This window comes from Xanthobacter pollutisoli (assembly GCF_040044995.1).
Taxonomy (GTDB): domain Bacteria; phylum Pseudomonadota; class Alphaproteobacteria; order Rhizobiales; family Xanthobacteraceae; genus Xanthobacter.
Genome location: NZ_JBDZDP010000021.1, coordinates 28,668 through 50,739, shown reverse-complemented (window position 1 = coordinate 50,739; position 22,072 = coordinate 28,668). Strand labels below are relative to the sequence as shown.

The 22,072-nt window shown below is 64.0% G+C and carries 17 protein-coding genes and 1 pseudogene; 14 read left to right on the top strand and 4 right to left on the bottom strand.

From position 1 onward, the window contains the following. Positions 1-281 precede the first annotated feature (281 nt). The 14 genes and pseudogenes from ABLE93_RS23025 to ABLE93_RS22960 all read left to right on the top strand — a co-directional run bounded on the left by ABLE93_RS23025 (position 282) and on the right by ABLE93_RS22960 (position 14,290). Positions 282-2,021 (top strand): relaxase/mobilization nuclease domain-containing protein, encoded by a 1,740-nt coding sequence (locus ABLE93_RS23025; protein WP_348842098.1) that lies wholly within the window; start codon positions 282-284, stop codon positions 2,019-2,021. A gap of 31 nt (positions 2,022-2,052) precedes the next feature. Beyond that, complete coding sequence (locus ABLE93_RS23020; RefSeq protein WP_348842097.1) at positions 2,053-4,038, top strand: conjugal transfer protein TraG; 1,986 nt, start codon at positions 2,053-2,055, stop codon at positions 4,036-4,038. Between the two features lie 8 nt (positions 4,039-4,046). Further along, positions 4,047-4,481, top strand: a complete 435-nt coding sequence (locus tag ABLE93_RS23015; protein WP_348842096.1) for a CopG family ribbon-helix-helix protein — start codon at positions 4,047-4,049, stop codon at positions 4,479-4,481. Positions 4,482-4,650: 169 nt separating this feature from the next. Continuing rightward, a complete protein-coding gene (trbB, locus tag ABLE93_RS23010; protein ID WP_348842095.1) occupies positions 4,651-5,634 on the top strand; it encodes a P-type conjugative transfer ATPase TrbB in 984 nt (327 codons plus the stop codon). Continuing rightward, positions 5,631-5,963 carry a TrbC/VirB2 family type IV secretion system protein gene (locus tag ABLE93_RS23005; RefSeq protein ID WP_348842094.1) on the top strand — a complete coding sequence of 111 codons (333 nt, stop codon included), beginning with the start codon at positions 5,631-5,633 and terminating at the stop codon, positions 5,961-5,963. Before trbB ends, ABLE93_RS23005 begins: the two co-directional genes overlap by 4 nt. Further along, entirely contained in the window at positions 5,963-6,244 is a 282-nt protein-coding gene (locus ABLE93_RS23000; RefSeq protein ID WP_348842093.1) for a VirB3 family type IV secretion system protein, read from the top strand. Before ABLE93_RS23005 ends, ABLE93_RS23000 begins: the two co-directional genes overlap by 1 nt. A gap of 7 nt (positions 6,245-6,251) precedes the next feature. Beyond that, entirely contained in the window at positions 6,252-8,690 is a 2,439-nt protein-coding gene (gene trbE / locus ABLE93_RS22995) for a conjugal transfer protein TrbE (protein ID WP_348842092.1), read from the top strand. Next, entirely contained in the window at positions 8,687-9,448 is a 762-nt protein-coding gene (gene trbJ / locus ABLE93_RS22990) for a P-type conjugative transfer protein TrbJ (RefSeq protein ID WP_348842091.1), read from the top strand. The genes trbE and trbJ overlap by 4 nt, the downstream gene beginning before the upstream one ends. Before the next feature lie 22 nt (positions 9,449-9,470). Beyond that, a complete protein-coding gene (trbK-alt, locus tag ABLE93_RS22985; RefSeq protein ID WP_348842090.1) occupies positions 9,471-9,767 on the top strand; it encodes a putative entry exclusion protein TrbK-alt in 297 nt (98 codons plus the stop codon). Positions 9,768-9,769: 2 nt separating this feature from the next. Further along, positions 9,770-11,122 (top strand): P-type conjugative transfer protein TrbL, encoded by a 1,353-nt coding sequence (trbL, locus tag ABLE93_RS22980; protein WP_348842089.1) that lies wholly within the window; start codon positions 9,770-9,772, stop codon positions 11,120-11,122. Next, positions 11,122-11,802, top strand: a pseudogene (gene trbF, locus ABLE93_RS22975) (conjugal transfer protein TrbF); the annotation flags it as partial. The gene trbL and the pseudogene trbF, both read left to right, overlap by 1 nt. Beyond that, the gene (trbG, locus tag ABLE93_RS22970) at positions 11,781-12,824 is read left to right on the top strand and encodes a P-type conjugative transfer protein TrbG (protein ID WP_348842099.1); all 1,044 of its coding nucleotides are present in this window, start codon (positions 11,781-11,783) and stop codon (positions 12,822-12,824) included. The pseudogene trbF and the gene trbG, both read left to right, overlap by 22 nt. Beyond that, a complete protein-coding gene (locus tag ABLE93_RS22965; protein WP_348842088.1) occupies positions 12,821-14,026 on the top strand; it encodes a TraB/TrbI/VirB10 family type IV secretion system protein in 1,206 nt (401 codons plus the stop codon). Before trbG ends, ABLE93_RS22965 begins: the two co-directional genes overlap by 4 nt. A 3-nt stretch (positions 14,027-14,029) precedes the next feature. Further along, positions 14,030-14,290, top strand: coding sequence for a DUF2274 domain-containing protein (locus tag ABLE93_RS22960; protein ID WP_348842087.1), 261 nt, complete (start codon positions 14,030-14,032; stop codon positions 14,288-14,290). Here the strand turns inward: ABLE93_RS22960 and ABLE93_RS22955 are convergent. The 4 genes from ABLE93_RS22955 to ABLE93_RS22940 all read right to left on the bottom strand — a co-directional run bounded on the left by ABLE93_RS22955 (position 14,199) and on the right by ABLE93_RS22940 (position 22,064). Next, complete coding sequence (locus ABLE93_RS22955; RefSeq protein ID WP_348842086.1) at positions 14,199-15,146, bottom strand: LysR family transcriptional regulator; 948 nt, start codon at positions 15,144-15,146, stop codon at positions 14,199-14,201. The two genes, ABLE93_RS22960 and ABLE93_RS22955, sit on opposite strands and share 92 nt — an antisense overlap. A gap of 688 nt (positions 15,147-15,834) precedes the next feature. After that, positions 15,835-17,391 (bottom strand): argonaute/piwi family protein, encoded by a 1,557-nt coding sequence (locus ABLE93_RS22950; protein ID WP_348842085.1) that lies wholly within the window; start codon positions 17,389-17,391, stop codon positions 15,835-15,837. Beyond that, positions 17,388-18,767 carry a toll/interleukin-1 receptor domain-containing protein gene (locus ABLE93_RS22945; protein ID WP_348842084.1) on the bottom strand — a complete coding sequence of 460 codons (1,380 nt, stop codon included), beginning with the start codon at positions 18,765-18,767 and terminating at the stop codon, positions 17,388-17,390. The genes ABLE93_RS22950 and ABLE93_RS22945 overlap by 4 nt, the downstream gene beginning before the upstream one ends. Next, a complete protein-coding gene (locus ABLE93_RS22940; RefSeq protein WP_348842083.1) occupies positions 18,768-22,064 on the bottom strand; it encodes a DUF499 family protein in 3,297 nt (1,098 codons plus the stop codon). Positions 22,065-22,072: the final 8 nt, after the last annotated feature.

Below are 22,072 nucleotides of genomic sequence, written 5' to 3'. Positions count from 1 at the left end.
GGCGCATCGGAACTCGAAGCCCGCGAGCGGAGGCGTGCCGTGGCGAACAGCATAGTATATTCTCGCATCGGGAAGGATGAACGACGATGTCCGCAAGAGCAGTGGAAATACGACCGATTAGGAGGGCAGGATAAAGGGGCGCGATGTGCGCCTCGGTTCGGTTGTGCTTTTTCAGGGACTTACACAGCAGATTCGCGAGGTGTGCCTGACTGGCGCAGCCTGCGGCTCCGGCGATTTCATAAGCAAATCAGCGCTATCGCGCGATGTGCGGTCTTGCCGCCATGAGCGACGAGAACGACTTCCGCATCCGGCCAGGCCGCATCCGCTCGACGCGCGTCCAGCGCGCCAGACCCTTCATCGCCCAGGCGCTCGCCGCCGCCCAACGGGCCGGCGGATCGGTCTCCCGCATGGGGACGATCGGTCCCGGCCACCGCTCTCGGTTCGGCCGCGGCCAGCGTGCATCGTTGCAGGCCAATCGGCTCATCACGTCCCGCTCGCGTGGCGCCGTCGTCAAGGCGCGTGTGGTCCGCCACGGCGGACGCAACGCGCAGCTCGCAACCCACCTGAACTATCTGCGCCGCGAGGGCGTCACCCGGGACGGAGAGAAGGCCCTGCTATTCGGCCCTGCCGCGGACGATGCCGATCGACAAGCGTTCGCGGAGCGGTGCGAGGATGACCGGCATCATTTCCGGTTCATCGTCTCGCCCGACGACGCTTTGGAGATGTCCGACCTCAAGTCCTTCGCCCGCGACCTCGTCGGGCAGATGGAAAAGGACCTCGGCACGAAGCTTGATTGGGTCGGCGTCGATCATTGGAACACCGAGCATCCGCACGTCCACCTGATCGTGCGTGGCGCGCGCGAGGACGGCGAGAACCTCGTCATCTCGCGCGACTACATCAAGGAGGGCATGCGCGATCGGGCGCGCGACCTGATCACCCAGGAGCTCGGCCCCCGCACCGATCAGGAGATCCACCGCACGCTCGAACGCCAGATAGCCGCCGAGCGTTGGACCAACCTCGACCGGCAGCTCGCGCGCGACAGCACCCGCACCGGCGTCATCGACCTCGCGCCGCGGCCCGACCGCCAGCCCGACGAATTTCATGCACTCAAGGTCGGGCGCCTACGCAAGCTCGAGTCGCTCGGCCTTGCCGACCAAATCGGCCCCGGCCAGTGGTCGATATCGGAGAACGCCGAGACGACGCTGCGCCAGCTCGGTGAACGCGGCGACATCATCAAGCGCATCCATTGCGGCCTGACCGAACACGGCATCGAGCGCGGTGCGTCCAACTATGTGCTCGCCGGGGAAAGCCTGGACGATCCTGTCGTCGGCCGGCTGGTCGCCCGCGGTCTCGACGATGAGCTGAAGGGTACGGCCTATGCCGTGATCGACGGCACGGACGGCCGCACCCATCACATCAAGCTGCCCGACCTCGACGCCGCCGGCGATAGCGCGCCCGGATCGATCGTCGAGCTACGCAGGTTCGATGACGCCCAGGGCCAACGCCGCGTCGCCCTGGCGGTCCGCTCGGACCTCTCGATCGAACAGCAGATCATGGCAAACGGCGCCACTTGGCTCGACCGGCAGGCTATCGCGCGTGAACCTGTCACACTCGGGGGCGGTGGCTTTGGAGCGGTGGTGCATGAGGCGCTGGACCGGCGCGCCGAGCACCTGATCGCTCAAGGTCTGGCGGAACGTCAGAGCCGCGGCGTCAGCTTTAGCCGCAACCTGATCGAGACGCTGCGCCGGCGCGAGCTGGACGCGCTCGGCGAAAGGCTGGCGGCGGAAAGCGGGCGGCCGTTCAACAAGGCGGCCAGCGGTGAATATGTCGCCGGCAACTACCAGCGGCGCTTCGCGCTCGCTTCCGGCCGCTTCGCAATGATCGATGACGGCCTCGGCTTCCAGCTCGTTCCCTGGTCGCCATCACTCGAAAAGCAGCTCGGCCGGCATGTCTCCGGTCTCGCGCGGGGCGATGGCGGCATCGACTGGAGCTTCGCCCGCAAGCGGGGGATCGGCTTGTGAACACAGCTCCTCATCAAGAAAGGACTCCGCTATGTCGGCCACCAAAATCCTCTGGGGTCAAATCCTTGTCGTCTCTCTGATTGTGCTCGCCACCACCTGGACCGCGACGCAGTGGACGGCATGGCAGCTCGGCTTCCAGCCGCAACTCGGCCTGCCATGGTTCGAGCTGTTCGGCTGGCCGGTCTATCATCCGCCGGCCTTCTTCTGGTGGTGGTACTTCTACGACGCCTATGCGCCTTCGGTCTTCGTTGAGGGCGCCTACATCGCTGCATCAGGCGGCTTCATCGCGATCGCCGTCGCGATCGGCATGTCGGTCTGGCGCGCGCGCGAGGCCAAGAATGTCGAGACCTATGGCTCAGCGCGGTGGGCGCGCGCCGACGAGGTGCGAGCCGCCGGTCTCCTTGGACCCGACGGTGTGGTGCTCGGCAGATTCGACCGCGCCTATCTTCGTCATGACGGACCAGAGCATGTGCTCTGCTTCGCGCCGACCCGCTCCGGCAAGGGCGTCGGCCTGGTCGTGCCATCGCTGCTGACCTGGCCGGGCTCGGCCATCGTTCACGACATCAAGGGCGAGAACTGGCAGCTCACCGCCGGCTTCCGCGCCCGACATGGCCGCGTGCTGCTGTTCGATCCCACCAACGCGAAGTCGTCCGCCTACAATCCGCTGCTCGAGGTCCGACGCGGCGAATGGGAGGTGCGCGACGTCCAGAACATCGCCGACATCCTGGTCGATCCCGAAGGGAGTTTGGAACGCCGCAATCATTGGGAGAAGACGTCCCACGCGCTGCTCGTCGGTGCCATTCTACACGTTCTATACGCCGAGACCGACAAGACGCTCGCCGGCGTCGCCGCCTTCCTCTCCGATCCTAAGCGACCGATCGAATCGACGCTCGCCGCGATGATGAAGACCGCGCATCTCGGAGACGCTGGACCGCACCCCGTCATCGCGTCTGCCGCGCGGGAGCTGCTGAACAAGTCAGACAACGAAAGGTCCGGCGTGCTGTCTACCGCGATGTCGTTCCTTGGCCTCTACCGCGACCCGGTGGTGGCGGAGGTTACCCGACATTGCGACTGGCGCATCACCGACATTGTCGGCGGAGCGCGGCCCACGACGCTCTACCTCGTTGTGCCGCCCTCCGACATCGCGCGGACCAAGCCGCTGATCCGCCTGATCCTCAATCAGATTGGCCGGCGGTTGACCGAGGACTTACAGGCGAAGGGAGGGCGGCACCGTCTGCTTCTCATGCTGGACGAGTTCCCAGCGCTCGGCCGCCTCGACTTCTTCGAATCCGCGCTGGCCTTCATGGCCGGATACGGCCTGAAGAGCTTCCTGATCGCCCAGTCGCTGAATCAGATCGAGAAAGCGTATGGGCCGAACAACTCGATCCTCGACAACTGCCACGTCCGCATCAGCTTCGCGACCAATGACGAGCGGACGGCCAAACGCGTGTCGGATGCGCTTGGCACCGCAACCGAGATGCGGGCGATGCGGAACTACGCCGGACACCGGCTCAGCCCCTGGCTTGGCCATCTGATGGTCTCGCGCTCGGAAACCGCGCGGCCGTTGCTCACGCCAGGCGAGGTCATGCAACTCCCGCCGGCCGACGAGATTGTCATGGTCGCCGGCACGCCGCCGATCCGCGCGAAGAAGGCCCGCTATTTCGAGGATCGTCGTTTTCAGGAGCGTGTGCTGCCGCCGCCCGTGCTCGTGAAGACGCCTGCGGCGAAGGCCGACGATTGGAGCGCGATGCCCTTGCCGCCACGACCGCAGTCGGACGTGGAAATCAACGATGCCAATGGGGATGACGAAGACCCTACAGGCTCGGAGCGCCGCCATCAGCCCGAGCTGAACAAGGCGGGCGCTGTCGAGAAGAAGGCGCCCATCGACAACGAGTTCGCGGCCGATTTTGCCGATGATGCGGATGACGACAGCGTCCGCACGAGCCGCCTCAATCAGGTCATGCAGGGTATCGCGCGACAGGTCTCGCTCGACACCAATGACGGCATGGATCTGTAGGCGCTGCGATGGTGAAGGCGCCGAAAAAGCAGCGGCTATCCGTCTATCTTGATCCGGACACCATGAAGGCGCTCGCCGCCTATGCCGCGCGCCGCGACCAGTCACGATCGCTCATCGCCGAAGCGGCGATCGCATCGTTCCTGTCGCCCGATGCGGCCGAACGACAGGAAGCAGCGACGACCAAGCGTCTCGATCAGCTCGACCGGCGCATGACGCGCATGGAGCGCGATCTCGGCATCTCGGTGGAGATGCTGGCGGTGTTTGTCCGCTTCTGGCTCACGACCAATCCGCCATTGCCGGAGCCGGCCCAGGCCGCCGCACGGGCGCAGGCTGGCGAGCGGTACGACGCCTTCGTCGCCGCACTCGGGCGGCGACTCGCGAAGGGACCGAAAGTGCGTGAGGAGATTTCGGAGGACGTCGCCGGGATCGCAGGCGCGGATTAATCATCGCGCGACGCGTAGCAAGATTCCGGCAGTTCCGCCGCCTCCCTGTCTTTATACGCCAGAGCACTACGACCCCATTCTGCTTGTTGTCATGCCCTGATTTCTGCCTCTTCTACTGATCCCCGATCCAGGGCCGCACGTTTGCGGTCCCACGCAGAACGGGGACGACATGGCGGTTTCTCACCAGCAATCAGAGGCGATCCTGCGAGGCGCGCGCATGTTGCGCACGGCGCTCGGCCCCGCCATCGCCGGATTTCTGGAAGACCCATCGATCGTCGAGGTAATGCTCAATCCCGACGGGCGGCTCTGGATCGACCGGCTCTCCGAGGGGCTCTCCGACACTGGAGAGCGTCTGTCGCCGGCGGACGGTGAGCGCATCGTGCGCCTCGTCGCGCATCATGTCGGCGCCGAGGTACATGCCGGCTCGCCGCGTGTATCGGCGGAGCTTCCCGAGACGGGAGAACGGTTCGAGGGTCTCCTGCCTCCGGTCGTAACGGCCCCAGCGTTCGCCATTCGCAAGCCGGCCGTCGCTGTTTTCACGCTCGCCGACTACGTCGCGACCAAAATCATGTCTGCCGAACAGGCCGAGATTCTCCGCCTCGCCGTTGCGGAGCGTCGCAACATTCTCGTTGCCGGCGGCACCTCGACCGGCAAGACCACGCTCACCAACGCCTTGCTCGCCGAAGTGTCGAAGACCTTCGACCGCGTCGTTCTCATTGAAGACACGCGCGAACTGCAATGCGCCGCGCCAAATCTCGTGGCCATGCGGACGAAGGATGGCGTCGCGTCGCTCTCCGACCTCGTTCGCTCCTCGCTTCGCCTACGCCCGGATCGCATTCCAATAGGAGAGGTGCGCGGCGCCGAGGCGCTGGATCTCCTCAAGGCCTGGGGAACAGGCCATCCGGGCGGGATCGGCACTATCCACGCCGGGACCGCGCTCGGCGCGCTGCGCCGCCTCGAACAGCTCATCCAGGAAGCCGTCATCACCGTTCCGCGCGCGCTCATCGCCGAGACCATCGATCTCGTGGCGGTGCTCAGCGGCCGCGGATCGACCCGTCGCCTCACCGAACTCGCTCGCGTCGATGGCCTTCATCCCGACGGCGACTACCGCGTCACCCCAGCAACCCAGTCCGTCCAAGGAGATTCCAAATGATGCACCACGCCTTGCTCGCGCGCCGTCGTATTGCGGCCGCCATGTCCGTCGCCGTCATCAGCATGATGCTGGCGCCAGCGGCTCATGCTTCCGGTTCGTCCATGCCGTGGGAAGCGCCGCTGCAATCTATCCTCGAATCCATCGAGGGACCCGTGGCCAAGATCATCGCTGTGATGATCATCATTATCACAGGTCTAACACTCGCCTTCGGCGACACATCAGGCGGCGCGCGGAAGCTGATCCAGATCGTCTTCGGCCTGTCGATCGCCTTCGCCGCGTCGAGCTTCTTCCTGTCCTTCTTCTCCTTCGGCGGCGGAGCGCTCGTCTGATGGTGAGCCTGATCGACAGCGCCAGCGAAGTGCCAGGCTACACCGTCCCAGTCCATCGGGCGCTCACCGAACACATTCTGCTCGGCGGCGCGCCGCGTTCGATCGCGATCCTCAACGGCACGCTGGCGGCGGCGCTCGGCCTTGGCCTGCGCCTCTGGCTGGTCGGCCTCGGGCTCTGGGCGGTCGGGCATTTCGCGGCGGTGTGGGCGGCCAAACGCGATCCGCAATTCGTCGACGTCGTGCGCCGCCACCTGCGCATCCCCGGCCACCTGAGCGCGTGAGATCCCGATGATGAACTTCGCCGAATATCGCCGGACCTCAACCCGCCTCGCGGATTTCCTGCCCTGGGCCGCGCTCGCGGGCGAAGGCATCGTCCTCAACAAGGACGGCAGCTTCCAACGCACCGCCCGGTTTCGTGGTCCCGACCTGGATTCCGCGGTGCCGGCCGAACTCGTCGCCGTGGCCGGTAGGCTTAACAACGCCTTCCGCCGGCTCGGCTCGGGATGGGCGATTTTCGTCGAGGCGCAGCGCCACGGCGCCGGCGCCTATCCGTCGAGCCGCTTTCCAGAGGCCGCGTCGGCCTTGGTGGACGCCGAACGCAAGGCCGATTTCGACGAAGACGCCTCGCACTTCGAGTCGAGCTACTTCCTGACCTTCGTCTATCTGCCGCCGGCTGAGGAGGCCGCCCGCGCCGAAAGCTGGCTCTATGAAGGCAAGGCCGACAACGGTCTCGACCCCCGTGAAGTGTTGCGCGGCTTCGCGGATCGCACCGACCGCGTGCTTCAGCTCATCGAGAACTTCATGCCGGAATGCGCATGGCTCGATGACGGCGAGACGCTGACCTATCTGCATTCGACCGTCTCGACCAAACGCCATCGCGTGCGCGTGCCCGAGACGCCGATGTATCTCGACGCGCTGCTCGCCGACCAGCCGCTCACCGGCGGACTTGAGCCGCGCCTGGGCGACACGCATCTCCGCATCCTCACCATTGTCGGTTTTCCGACAGCGACCACGCCTGGGCTGCTCGACGACCTCAACAGGCTGGCCTTTCCCTATCGCTGGTCGACGCGCGCCATCCTTCTCGACAAGACCGACGCGACCAAGCTGCTCACCAAGATCCGGCGGCAGTGGTTCGCTAAGCGCAAGAGCATCATGGCGATCCTCAAGGAGGTGATGACCAACGAGGCTTCGGTGCTCGTCGACACCGACGCGGCGAACAAGGCGGCCGATGCCGACCTCGCGCTCCAGGAACTCGGCGCCGACTATGCCGGTCAGGCCTACGTCACCGCGACGGTCGCTGTCTGGGACGCCGATCCACGCATCGCAGCCGAAAAGCTGCGCTTGGTGGAAAAGATCGTTCAGGGCCGCGACTTCACCGCGATGGCGGAGACGATCAACGCCGTCGACGCCTGGCTTGGCTCGTTGCCGGGCCATGTCTACGCCAACGTCCGGCAACCGCCGATCTCGACGCTCAATCTCGCCCATATGATTCCGCTGTCGGCGGTGTGGGCGGGGCCGGAACGGGACGAGCATTTCGGACAACCCCCCTTGCTTTACGGCAGGACCGAAGGCTCGACCCCGTTCCGGTTTTCCCTTCATGTCGGCGATGTCGGTCACACGCTCGTCGTCGGGCCGACCGGCGCCGGCAAATCAGTGCTCCTGGCGCTGATGGCGCTGCAGTTCCGGCGCTATCCCGGCTCCCAGGTCTTCGCCTTCGACTTCGGCGGAAGCATCCGGGCCGCGGCGCTCGCGATGGGCGGTGACTGGCACGATCTTGGCGGCGGCCTGACAGAAGGCGCGGCTGACAGCGTCTCGCTGCAACCGCTCGCCGGCATCCACCACGTGCCGGAACGCGCATGGGCGGCTGATTGGATCGTCGCGATCCTGCAGCGCGAGGGCGTGACGATCGTGCCAGAGGTGAAGGAATACATCTGGACGGCGCTGACCTCGCTGGCCAGCGCGCCCGCCGGCGAGCGCACCCTGACCGGACTCGCCGTCCTCCTTCAATCGAACGATCTCAAGCAGGCGCTTCGGCCCTATTGTGTCGGCGGCGCCTATGGCCGGCTGCTCGACGCCGAGAGCGAGCATCTTGGCGAAGCCTTTGTGCAGGCGTTCGAGACCGAAGGCCTGATCGGCACCGGCGCCGCACCGGCCGTGCTCGCCTATCTCTTCCACCGCATCGAGGACCGCCTCGACGGCAGCCCCACGCTGCTCATTATCGACGAAGGCTGGCTGGCGCTCGACGATGAAGACTTCGCCGGTCAGCTCCGCGAGTGGCTGAAGACCCTGCGCAAGAAGAACGCCTCCGTCATCTTCGCCACCCAGTCGCTTTCCGACATCGACAGCTCGGCGATCGCGCCCGCCATTGTCGAGAGCTGCCAGACCCGGCTGTTGCTGCCGAACGAGCGCGCGATCGAGCCGCAGATCACCGCGATCTACCGCCGCTTCGGGCTCAACGACCGCCAGATCGAGATCCTCGCCCGCGCGATGCCGAAGCGCGACTACTACTGCCAATCGCGCCGCGGCAACCGGCTCTTCGAGCTCGGTCTGTCCGACGTTGCGTTGGCGCTTTGCGCCGCTTCCTCGAAGACCGACCAGGCCACAATCGAGCGCGTCGTGGCGGAACACGGCCCCGAAGGATTCCTGCCGGCCTGGCTGCGTCTGCGCGGCGTCGCCTGGGCCGCCGACCTCATCCCCAACCTCAACAACCTGGAGACACAGCCATGATCTTCCGTCGCTCACGAGCGGCGCTTCTTGCCGCGTCGATCCTTTCCATTCCCGCGGCGATGTCGCCCGTGATGGTCCAGCCGGCGTCCGCGCAATGGGTCGTCTACGACCCGACGAACTACGTGCAGAATGTTCTCTCCGCGGCCCGCGCGCTGGAGCAGATCAACAATCAGATCACCTCGCTTCAGAACGAAGCGACGATGCTGATCAACCAGGCGCGCAACCTCGCGAGCCTGCCTTACTCCTCGCTTCAGCGCCTGCAGCAGTCCGTGCAGCGGACACAACAGCTCCTCGGCCAGGCGCAGCGCATCGCCTACGACATCCAGCAGATCGACCAGGCCTTCACGTCCACCTACGGCAATGCGTCGATGTCCGCCTCCGACCAGCAGCTCGTCGCGCAAGCGCGCGAGCGCTGGCAGAACACGGTCGGCGGCCTGCAGGATGCCATGCGCGTGCAGGCCGCCGTCGTCGGTAACCTCGACACCAACCGCGCCGAGATGTCGGCGCTCATCGGCCAAAGCCAGGGCGCGACTGGCGCCCTGCAGGCGGCGCAGGCCGGCAATCAGCTCCTCGCGCTCCAGGCCCAGCAACTCGCCGATCTCACGGCCGTCGTCGCGGCGAACGGACGGGCTCAAGCGCTGACCGAAGCGGAGCGTGCGGCAGCCGCCGAGCAGGGTCGCGAGCAGCGCCGCCGCTTCCTGACGCCCGGCGACGGCTATCAGCCCGGCAACGCCCGCATGTTCCCGAATGGCAACTAAGGCCCCTCAAGAGGATCGTATCATGAACGGCAAACTCCTGGCGCGCCTCGGCGCCGTCGTCTTCGTCGCCGTCGCCATCACCGCGACGGCGATCGAGATGACCCGGAAAGAGGAAGAGCCGCCCGTCCAGGCGTCACGGCCAAGCGAAGACATGTCGGCCGATCCGCTGCGCGAAGCGCAGCGGCGGTGTCAACTGCTTGGCGAGGCTGCCGTGCGCGATACCGAATGCCTGCGCACCTGGGCTGAAACCCGCGACCGATTCCTCGGCGTTACGGCCACACCAGCGCGGACGTCGCCGCAGCATGACGACGGACGTTGATCATGGGCGGCACCGGCGTCATCGACCAATTCCTAGAGGTCTTCACCCGCTACATCGATAGTGGCTTTGGCCTGCTCGGCGGCGAAGTAGCGTTCATCGCCACTACGCTGATCGTCATCGACGTGACCTTGGCCGCGCTGTTCTGGAGCTGGGGCGCCGACGACGACATCATGGCGCGCCTGGTCAAGAAGACGCTGTTCGTCGGCGTCTTCGCCTACATCATCGGCAACTGGAACAACCTCGCGCGCATCGTGTTCGAGAGCTTCGCGGGACTCGGCCTGAAGGCGTCGGGCACGGGATTTACCGTCGAAGATCTCATGCGCCCCGGCCGCGTTGCGCAGACCGGCCTCGATGCCGGCCGCCCGCTACTCGATTCCATCTCCAACCTGATGGGCTGGATCGCCTTCTTCGAGAACTTCATCCAGATCGCCTGCTTGCTGTTCGCCTGGGCCCTGGTGCTGCTCGCCTTCTTCATTCTCGCCATCCAGCTCTTCGTCACCCTGATCGAGTTCAAGCTGACGACTCTCGCTGGCTTCGTACTGATCCCGTTCGGCCTGTTCGGCAAATCCGCGTTCATGGCCGAACGGGTGCTCGGCAACGTCATCTCGTCCGGCATCAAGGTGCTGGTGCTTGCCGTCATCATCGGCATCGGCTCGACCTTGTTCTCTCAGTTCACCGCCGGGTTCGCTGGCCAGACGCCGACGATCGACGAGGCGATGGCGATCGTGCTCGCCGCGCTGTCGCTGCTGGGTCTCGGAATCTTCGGTCCCGGCATCGCCAATGGCCTTGTCTCCGGCGGTCCGCAGCTCGGCGCAGGCGCGGCGGTCGGAACCGGACTCGCGGCGGGTGGGGCTCTGGTCGCGGCCGGCGCGGCGGGTGGAATGGCCTTGCGCGGCGGCGCCGCCGCTCTTTCCGGAACCGCTGCCGCCGCGCGGGGTGGTGCGGCGATGGCCGGAGGCGCTTCGACTGCCTACAGCCTCGGCGCCGCTGGTCAGTCGGGCGCGTCCGCCGTCGGGTCTGGACTCGGCGGCGTTGCTCGCGCCGCTGGCGCGGCCGCCACCTCACCGCTACGGCGCGCGGCCGCCCGCGCAGCAGACAGCATGAAGTCGAGCGTCTCCGACGGAGCCAAATCCACGTTCGCCGCCACGGGCGGCACGTCGACCATGGGCGCGATCGGCGGAAGCGCGGCCGATGCCGCGCCCTCAACGTCCGCCGACGGCCCGCCGGAATGGGCCCAGCGCATGAAACGCTCTCAGGCCTTGAGCCACGGTGTGACGGCCGCCGCCCACGCCGTTCGGAGCGGTGACAGCCATGGCGGCAGCTCCTCCATCAACCTTTCCCAAGGCGATCGCTGATGTTCAAACGACCATCTACTCACTACGGCAAAGCGCCAGAATCCGAGACACCTTATCAGCGCGCCGCACAGGTCTGGGACGAGCGCATCGGCGCCGCGCGGGTCCAGGCGAAGAATTGGCGGCTCATGGCCTTCGGCTCTTTGGTCCTGTCCGCCAGCTTTGCGGCGGCGCTAGTCTGGCAATCCGCCCGCGGAACGATCGTGCCGTGGGTCGTCCAGGTCGACAGGCTCGGGCAGGCGCAGGCGGTCGCGCCCGCAGTCGCCGATTATCGACCGACCGATCCGCAGATCGCCTTCCATCTCGCGCGCTTCATCGAGCAGGTCCGCTCGATCCCGGCCGACGCGATCATCGTCCGGCAGAATTGGCTGCGCGCCTACGATTTCACGACCGATCGCGGCGCGATGGCGCTCAACGACTACGCGCGATCCAACGACCCCTTCACCAAGGTCGGCCGGCAACAAATCGCTATCGACGTGTCGAGTGTGATCCGCGCTTCGCCGGACAGTTTCCGTGTCGCCTGGGTCGAACGCCGCTACGAGAACGGCCAGCTCGCCGAGACGACCCGCTGGACCGCCATCCTCACCATCGTCGTGCAGGTGCCGCGCAACGCCGACCGGCTGCGCGCCAACCCGCTCGGCATCTATGTCAACGCCATCAACTGGTCACGGGAGCTTGGGCAAAGAAGCCGTCTTTCCGTAAAGCCGGAAACCCGGCTTTCCGCACTTCCATACTGGCGATTTTGCTTTGCACGTCGGGGCTCGCCGGTTGCGCCACGGCCAACAGGCCGCCCGAGATCTCCTATGACAACGCCGTGCCGGCGGCACTGAGCGCCGATCCTCCCGCTCCCGTGCGTGTGGTCGAAATTCCGAGGCCGCTCCCGCTGCCTGGGCAATTGCAGCCCGTTGAACCGGCGCGCCGAACGCCGGAGCCGACCGAGCCCACGGCGCGCGTCAACCAGGCCAATGCCGCCGCGCGCGTTCAGCCGGTCCGCGACGGCTTCATCAATGCCATGCAGGTCTATCCCTATACGGGTGGCGCGCTCTATCAGGTCTACACCGCCGTCGGCCAGATCACCGACATCGCTCTTCAACCCGGTGAGCAACTGGTCGGGTCCGGCCCGGTCGCCGCCGGCGACACTGTCCGCTGGATCATCGGCGATACGCTGAGCGGTTCGGGCGCGACGAGCCAAGTCCACATCCTGGTGAAACCGACCCGCGCCGACCTGATGACGAATCTCATCATCAACACCAATCTGCGCACGTACCACATGGAGCTGCGCTCGACCGAGCGGACTTATATGGCTTCGGTGTCATGGCAGTATCCGCAGGATCAGCTCATCGCGCTGCGGCGCCAGAACGCACAGGCCGAGGCCAGCAGTCCCGTCGCCACCGGCGTCGACCTCGCCAACATCAATTTCCGCTATGCCATCGAGGGCGATCGTGCGCCGTGGCGACCGCTGCGGGCTTATGATGATGGGCGCCAGGTCTTCATCGAGTTTCCGCGCGGCATTGGTCAGGGCGAAATGCCGCCGCTGTTCGTCGTCGGCCCGGAGGGCAACACCTCCGAACTCGTGAACTACCGCGTCCGCGCTAACTACATGATCGTCGACCGCCTGTTCGCGGCCGCCGAGCTACGCTTCGGCGCCGGCGACCGCCAGAAGCGCGTCCGCATCGTCCGCACCGATGGGAGGCCGGCATCGTGAGCGAGCCCGAACCCCGGAAAGAGGAAGACGAGGCGCCGCTGACCGGGTCGGCCGGCGATGCGGCCGCACCGATGCGGCTGCGTGCCGAAGCGCCGCGCGTCACGCGGCTGTCGCGAAAGGTGCTCGCCGGCATTGGTCTGGTCGCGAGCGTCGGCATCGGCGGGGCGCTCATTTATGCGCTTCAAACACGCGACGGAGGTGGGCCCGCCGAGGAACTCTACTCGACGGACAATCGGTCGACCGCCGATGGCCTTGCCGGATTGCCGCGTGATTACAGCGGAGTTCCTCAGCTCGGTCCGCCGCTTCCGGGCGATCTCGGGCGACCGATCCTGGGCGCGCAAAATCGTGGCCAGCCATTGCCGGGACAGCCCGACCCCGGCCTTAGCGCGGAGGAGCAGCGGCGGCTGCAAGAAATAGAGACCGCCCGCGTCAGCAGGCTTTTCAGCGGCACCGAGAATCGGCCTATGGCTTCGACCGGTCCCGGCCCCGCGACGATCGCGCCGCCGCCAGCGCCGGACCTCGCCGGCCTCGGCCTCGCGCCACCACCCGCCACACCATCGGCCCAGGATCGGCAGCTCGCATTCCTGAACGCAGCCGCCGATCGGCGCACTGTCGCGCCGGATCGCGTTGCCGCGCCGGCGTCGCCTTACATCCTTCAGGCAGGCGCCGTCATTTCCGCTGCGCTCATCACGGGCATTCGCTCCGACCTGCCCGGCCAGATCACCGCGCAGGTGACCGAGAACATCTACGACAGCCCGACAGGCCGCATCCTGCTGGTGCCGCAAGGCACGCGGATCATCGGTCAGTACGACAACAGCGTCCAGTTCGGCCAAAGGCGCGTGCTGCTGGTCTGGAACCGCCTGATCTTCCCGAACGGCCGCTCGATAGTGATCGAGCGCCAACCCGGTGCCGATTCTGAGGGTTATGCCGGCCTTCAGGATGGCGTCGACCATCATTGGTGGGAGCTGGCGAAGGCGGCGGGGCTGTCCACGTTGCTGAGCCTCGGTGCCGAACTCGCCACCAACGACGACGACCGCTTGATCCAGGCGATCCGCAACGGCGGCCAGGACACGATCAACGATGCCGGCCAGCAGATCGTGCGCCGCCAACTGAATATCGCGCCAACGCTGACGATCCGTTCGGGCTTTCCCGTTCGCGTCATCGTCACGCGAGACCTGGTGCTCGAACCTTACGGAGGCTAGCCGATGGCGAAGCTGAAGCTCGGTGCGCTCGAAGACGACAAGCCAGTGAAGCTCGCGGTGGAATTGTCCGCTGCACTTCATCGCGATCTGATCGCGTATGCAGAGATCCTCGGCCGCGAAAGCGGCAAAGCCGTCGAGCCTGCCAAGCTCGTCGCACCGATGATTGAGCGTTTCATGGCGACGGATCGGGAATTTTCAAAACTCCGCCACGCGGCCCGTTCCCGTCCGCAACCGGCGGGCAGCGCTCCTCCAAAAGACGGATAAAGTTCCGGAGCGCGGGATTGTCGTTGCTGTGTTCCCACAATGCGGAATAGCCAATCCGCGTCGCGCCATTTCCGTCGTATACTTCGCGATAGATCACGCCGTCATGGCTGGCGCCCACACACGCCTCGCACATAAGCGTGACTCCGCGACCCATCCCAACCAGGCCCCTGATGTTCTCGACGCTGACATCATGCCGCACCACATCAGGCAGCTCTCCGGGCGACGCCAGTTTGGAAATGAGGATGTTCTGAAACTCGGAGCCGGGATCGCGTTTGCTCAATAGGAACCGCTCGCGTTTCAGATCGGTCCAGTAGATAATCTCGTTGGCTGCTAGCCGATGGTCCTCGGGTAACGCGACTACGACCCTTTCGCCCCACAGGGTCATTGATCGAGTGTCATTAAGTGGCGCCTCACCGGTAAGGATGGCGACATCGATCGTGCCGCTATGGATGCCGGCACACAGCCTCGAACGCGATTCTTCGACTATGCTGATCTGAACTTCGGGAAAACGCCCCGTGTAGTCGATAAGGCTTGCACGCAGATTGCCAGCCGACAGTGACGTATAGAATCCGATGGCGAGGTGGCCGACCTTGCCGTGACTGACCGCCTTAGCGTTGTCGATTGCGCTCTGTAAGTCTGCAAGCGTGCGACGAACGCCGTCGAGGAACTCGCGGCCAGCCGGCGTAGGGCGCACGCCGCCGTTAGTCCGCTCGAACAGCTTGATCCCGATTTGCTCTTCAAGCGCTCTTATACGCCGGCTGAGATTGGACTGTTGAACAGCAAGCGAGTCCGCGGCCTTGCGGAAACTCCCGCGCTCGGCCGCCTCGATGACGTAGCGAAGATGCCGAAGCTCCATGATCCCGGGACCTTCAATCCCTCGTCAATGGAGTTAAGCGCTGCTTCCCGGACAACGGCGGTTCTTCGTCCTTAGGCGGAACGAAGCCTGAAAGAAAAATGGAACGTCTCGAAGCTCGGTCGGGCGAATCAACATGCAACAGAGGTCGCCGGAACTTTCGTGCGACGACCGCCCGGTTGAAGGTGGGTCGCAGAGCAGGAAGCGTTCTCAGGGTTAATTTTGAGAATCGCGCAGCGCTTGGTGGATGACTGCTTGAGACTTCGATCTTAAGAGCAGGCATAGTATCTCCAGATCATTCAGAAGGTTTACGGGGTCTTGATCGTGCGCCGTTCGCAATGTGTTCTTGAGCCACTCACTCATGCCCGGATGTGCCAATACCCATTCGATTATCTGAATCCCGCATAAGTGTTTGAAAATTCGATGGTAACTATCCGGTCTGACGGTCATTCTCCGACTGTGAGGCCGTCAAAATGCTACGCTTTTGATTTCATTGAAAAAACCGCCAGAAAAAATATTTTTGCAGTTCCGGCATCTATCGAGGTCAATCGCCCTTCAGACCCGTTTTTTTGCCTGCGCATCGCAACTCCGGCGGCTGCCCGAAAGTACCGTCAGCTCTCCATAGCAGGACTCAGTCTTCGGATCGAGGAGCCCGGGAACGGCAAAGGTGGCCAGCGCACGTCCGACGCCCCTAAACGTAGAACTTGAACGGCTGTCGCTCTGCTCCCGTAGCGCTGCCCATAGTTAGCACTTCGCCGACCTTGTCCGCGAAGCGAATGGTGACCGGCAACCCGTCGCTGAAATTGCAGGCGTTGTAATTGATTTTCGTGAGACCCAATATGTCTGCCAGTACCGTCTCGATGGAGGGATAGTCACCGCTCGCGCGGAGCACGGTCACGAACAACGGATTCGGCGTCTCGGGACCGATATAGGTATCGATACGTGGCGCATACCCCGTGGTCCACAGATAAGCATCTTTGTCTCCGAGCTGGATCGCCGTGCCGCGCAGGCACGGATAATCGCCATCGCGGAAGAGCTTGGTCTCGCCATGAGTCGATTGGATACGCACGCCTACGATATTGGTGCCGTCGGGCGCGGCTTTGCTAAAGGCCTCCCATTCCGCGTCGTTGAACTTGGTTCGGCCGTGAATGAACAGCTCTTTTGGATAAGTTCCGAAGCGTTGCTTGTAGGTATCCAGAACCGTCTTGATCAGGTTTTCGGCCGCCAGATCGCTGAGGTGAAACTCTCTGTTTTCAGTCTGCCACGGCCCGTTCGCCCCGCGAAAGACGACCCCGTCTCCTTCGCTCAGGAACATCTGCGCCGCACAGCAGGCGTGATTGTCAGCGTGATTGGGAAGGAGCTTAAACACCAAGCCGACGTAGCAGACGCCTGGCCGCATACGGGCGATCTTCCACGGAGGTTCCGCCTGCGTTTTGTAGAACAGGCCTGTGGCCAAATTCCAAGCGACGGTGGCGGAATCCTGAGTGCCACGTTTCGGATATCCAGCCTTGTTCACGAACTCTTCAGGGGCAAGGGTTGTCTCGCGAATAAGCTGAGATGTCATGCCCAGCTTCAAAAGCTTCGCTTTGACCTGCCGGTGGAAGTCGGGAATGTCATCGAACACTGCTTCAAGCGTGTCATCAATAACACCGGCCAGTAGAGGAAGGTCGACGCGCCCTTTCTGGCGCCGGGACAATTCCCCCTTGAGAAGCTCGACCTTACGGCGCTGACCCGCAACTGGGCGGCAGGTTTCGAAGACGATTTCCGGCACAACGAAGATCCAAACGTCTACCGTCCGCTCCTCATTTTTCGCGTGGCGTTCAATAGGGTCGATGAACAGCTTAGTTGTGGTGGCCACCGCCTCGTGATGGTTCTCGATCGCAATCGCAGCACGGATATCCGCAGGATCTATCTCGCATTGAATCATAGCGCCAAGATCGGCGCGGATGCCGAAGGCCTCTTCGAGACCGGGAAAATCAGAAAGATGAAGCCGGAACTCTTTGTCGCGCTGACCGCGAGGCGGAATTGCGACGGGATTGCTGATTGCATCGAGCCAGCGGCACAGGAGGTCTAGGCCATGTTTTGTACCAACCGCACCTATCGTAATCTGTGGACGATCAGGCTTTGACGCAGGCCCGTAAAGCGTAAGGCCGTCCTTCGGATGATCCGAAGCCTGCCCGTGCCCAAACCCCAGCGGTGGTTCCGGAATGTAAAGAACCGGAACGGATTTCTCGGAAAACTCGATCAAGCGTCCTCCTCCTCGAAGTGGCCGCCTAACGTTGTGGGATCGGCTTCTTCCGCATCCTCGCCCAGTCTGTTGGTCTGGCGCGCGGTCACAGGCGCTGTGAACTGGATCGGCATCGCATCGAGAGTGATGCTGCCGCCAGAGCCGACGGCAAGGTCGACATATGGACTGTCGCCAGCCAACAGCTCCATGAAGGCCATCACACGCCCATGCCATGCCTTGTTCCGCCAAGCTGAACAGATCGAACGCCGAAGGCGAAACTGAGTCTTGGGGTCTGGAATGGCGATCGGCTTGCTGTGCTCGCCGATGTCAGAGAACAGCACACGGCCCTTGAGCCGCATATGAGGGTAAGGGAAGAGGCTGGGAATGACGCTTACACCGTATTCCCAGATCTTCTTGCGGGCGACACCGCGTAGCATTGAATTGCGGCGCTGACCCTGGCGCCCCCATGAGACGCGCTTCTTGAGGCCCAATCTTTTGTCGCCAACGTGGAAGGACAGTCCGCTTGAGAACGAATGAGCAAGAAGCCCTTGGCGGGCGCAATGCTTCTCCCATGCCTGGCGCAAGAGATTCATCATAATCGACCGGGCATCGCGACTGTCGATCCCCGCGTCCGATGACCCGTTCTCGAGTAGATCGAGAACATCGAAGTCACGCTCGGCGTGAAACGGCCCCACCCGCTCGAAATGTTCCGCAAGGTCCATTGGGCTGGCGAAGGTCAGGAAACCGTCGCCGAATTCCGCCATCGGGTATTCGAAGGACGCGCCGAGCTTACGCAGCAACGCCTCATTGGCACGATTGTTCGGCACCAGGTGATTGAGCTTGTCCGGCATCCTTAATATCCGGAGCCAATTGGACGTCAGTACCTCGGGAACCGCCTCGATCTCGACTGCGCGCCGACGCAGATGAGCGTACCATTCGGGCTGAATGTTGCCGCCGCCAGCCTTGGGCACATGCTGCCTTTCGAGCGATTTGAGCAAGCTTTCCAGCCCCTTCGCCCATCCGCTCTCAAAGTCGACATACTGCAGGCCGCCGATGCCGAAGAGCTTTTGGAAGGCACGCATCTTCAACGGAATTATGAAGTTCGGATCCTGAAGTTGTTTCGTCAGGTCTTCCGCGATGGCGATCTCCTCGCGAACACCCCTTCTGGCAAGCGTCTCGTCGCTACAGCACAACAGCATCTTGAACGCACGAGTCTGAAGCGCCGCAGTAAGCTTGCCGCGCCATTCGTCTCCGGCATCAAGATCGAAGATGTCTGCGAAGACCTTGTAGCCGGCGGCTTCGAGCCGCGGCGCGAGCCACAACACAAACTGGTCATCACCAGGCGTCGCCTTGGAGATGAATATCAGGTCGCGTTCAACAGGCCCGGCCCCGCTCATTTACTCGACCGCCTTGTCGATGAACCCGAGCGTATTGGCGTTTTCTACCAACGTCCGCACCTTTGCTCGGTCGAGCCCCGATGGCACTTCGGCGTCGATCTCTAGCTTCAGCTTCACCGAACTCCCCGGGATCGTCGTGAGCTGCTCGACGATAGCTTCGACAATCTGATGGATTTCGCGGGCTGGTCGTTCCGAAGAGATCATCACGCTGCCGGTGAAGCGGGTTGGCTTCCTCTCAGCAGGCGGAGCCTGGGGCGTACCGCCGTCTGGCTGTGACCCTGTATCCGGCGACTTCTCGCCTGGGCCTTGCGCACCCCCGCCACTACCAGACTGCACCGGAGCCGGTCGATGGGCCTCGGCCACAGCAGGCTTAACAATGACACTGTCGCTGTCGATCACGACTGCCGCGTTCGCGGCGCGCTCGATGGCAAGGCCCAGATAGATGTCTGACTTCTCGTCCCATCGCTCGGCATAAGCGAAGGGCCCCGGGATCATCCCGCTTACGGAGGCCTGCACGGCCTTGATCAGAACCTCCTGGTTCTTCAGGCGTGGCAGATAGATGTAGCGATTGAGATACTCCCGCAGATCCTTGAGCGAGAGATGCGGCTTGCCGTTCCAGATGTACTTCTGGAGGTCGCGATCGAGGCGCGTCGGGCCCAGTTCCGTGAGCAACCCTTCTTCGGCCACGAGCTTCTTGCTGGCCCGCGCCAGCAGCCCGTCCTGAGCCGGGATCTTGCCCGAGACCCATTCGACATCGGCTTGTGCGCTCTCCTGCGCCGGATAGTGAAGATAGCACCACGCCTCTTTCAGGCGTGTCTTCATCGTCTCGTTTGATTCAGCCAGCTTTGCCTTGGCCAGCGCGCTGTCGCTCTGCGTCAGGTTGAGCCGCTCGGTGTCGCGGACGATCTCGCCCCAAGCGAGTGACGCTCGCACCGCGTCTTTCAGATTATCGAGCTGGCGAGAATCCGCGGCGATGAAGACCAGCATGTTGCGATACACACGCGGCGTGCTGCCACGCTGCATCAGTATGTCCTTGGCTTCGACCAGCGCCTCGGAACCCTCGCGGCCATTATGCGGATGCGCGACGCCCAGCACGACTGCCCGCACGCCTCCAGCTTCGTCCGGCACTTCCGCTGACGAGGCCGGCGCCACCTGCACGGCGTCGAAGTGCCCACGATCTGCGAGGCTGTTCACATATTTGCTCAGCTCGGTGTCGATCGTCATCAGGACGAGCGCGGTCTCGATCTGTGCTGCCTTGTCGGCCGCGATGCGGTTGAGGCTCGCCGACATCGAGTACCAGTAGCGCCCGAGATCGGCGTGCATGAACTTGGCCTGGTTGGTCAGCCGTCGCAGCGCGTCGCCGAAGATCGCGGGCCGCTCACCTGGCTGCACGACGCCCAAGTTGATCTGCTTGTCGTCGAGACCGGTGTTCTGTTGCTGGTGCGTCGGTGCCGTGCCCATGAAGATCGCGCGCGCGACGCGCCGCGTCGCGGAATAGCGGTTCAGGTTTGGGGCCGACTGATCGATCTTGTAGGGCGTCGACGCGGTGCCATCCACATCACCGGCGATGATCGACTGCCAGGTCACGTCGAGATAGTGGAGCAACTCCGGTTCAACGCGCGGCGAGCTAACCGCAACGCTGCCCGGCATGATCATCACTGACGGGTCGCCGTTCATCCAGAGCTCGTGGATCGCCTGCGCCATCAGGCGCAGCACGCCGCGCGTTCGCTGGAACTTCTCCAGCGATCCCCAGCTCGTGTAGAGCTGGTCGAACAGCTCGGGGTGGATCGGATAGGCCTTCTCCAGCTTGCGCCGGTAATCCTCGTCGGCGCAGCCCTGCGGGAAGTCGTTGGCGTTCTCGCGATAGAGCTTGGCGAACTGCTTCAGCGTGTTGTCCCGGTGATGGAACTTGTCGCCGGAGATCTCCTTGAACAGCCGCCGCCGGACAATCTCATAGCTCTCCTCCTGGCTGGCGGGCCGCCATGAGGATTCCACGCGGCTGAAGGTCTGCTTGAGACGCGCGAGCGCCTCCTGGCCGCCTTCGCCGCCGACCTCTATCTGCGACGCAGGCAAGGAGGCGACCAGCAATGTGCCGGGACTGGCCTTTACCGCTTCGGTGAGCGACTGGACGAACGACAGGTTCGCGTCGAACGAACCCGATGGCAGCCCTTCGACCCGATAGATCTGCCGCAGGTAGGCGACCCACTCGTCGATCAGGATCAGGCATGGGGCGTACTTCTTGAAGATCGTCTCGAGCAGGTGCGAGCCTGGCGCAATGCCGTTGGCATCATTCTCCGCAACCATGTCGAAAGCTTCGGCGCCACCGAGCTGCCACGCCAATTCACCCCAGGTCGTGCGAATCTTACGGCCGCCCTCGGCATTGAGGACGTCCTGCGGCCCGCGTGAGGTGCCAACCAGCACCGCGCGCTTAATGTTCTTGGGCACGGTCAGCTCGTGCTTTTCGAGCAGCTGATCGAGGCCCGACAAGTCTTGAACCGGCGTCGGCCCCGCCATGTGGTAGAGGGCCAGCATCGAGTGCGTCTTGCCGCCGCCGAAGTTGGTTTGCAGTTCGACGACCGGATCGCCGCTGCTGCCCGACAGCCGCTTGGCCGCGCCGACCAGAAGCGCACTCAGCCCCTCGGTCAGATAGGTGCGGCTGTAGAACTGGCGCGGGTCGCGATATTCGGCGGGCGCGCTGCCCGAATGCACTTTGGCGAGGTCGGCCGCAAACTCGGCCTGCTGGAACTCGCCGGTTGCAACATCCTGGTGCGGCTCCACCACCTCGCGCCAAGGCAGCAAGCCTGCCACCGTCTCGACGGAGATTTCCAGGCGCTGGGTCTTCCGGCGCTCCTCGTTGCGCTGAAGCTCGGTGAACTTCGTCCGCAAGATGGTGTCGCGCATCTTCGAGAGCTGCTCGGCGGTCTCGCCGGCGCTGATCGCCTCCATCAGACGGCGCATGGAATCGAGCGCGCGCTCGGCGTCGTCGTAGGTGAAGGTCTCGTTGTGCGAGAGCTTGTTGCGAACGTCGCTCAGCTCGTTCACCCACGACCGCTCCGCGCGGCCGAGAACGGCGCGGAAGGCGTCGTTCCAAAAGCGGTCCATCGCGTTGAACAGCGCGGCCTGGTCCCAGCCGACCTCACCGTTGCTGTTGGGGCGCAGGCTCGGCAGCTTCTCCAGAACCTGAACCTGCCAATGACCCTTCAGCGAGCTCTCCAGCCGCTTTTCAACGAACGGAATGAGGGCCGCGGGCAGCAGCTCCATACCCTCAAAAACATACTGGCGCGTGCTCTTGGCCACTGTCCCGT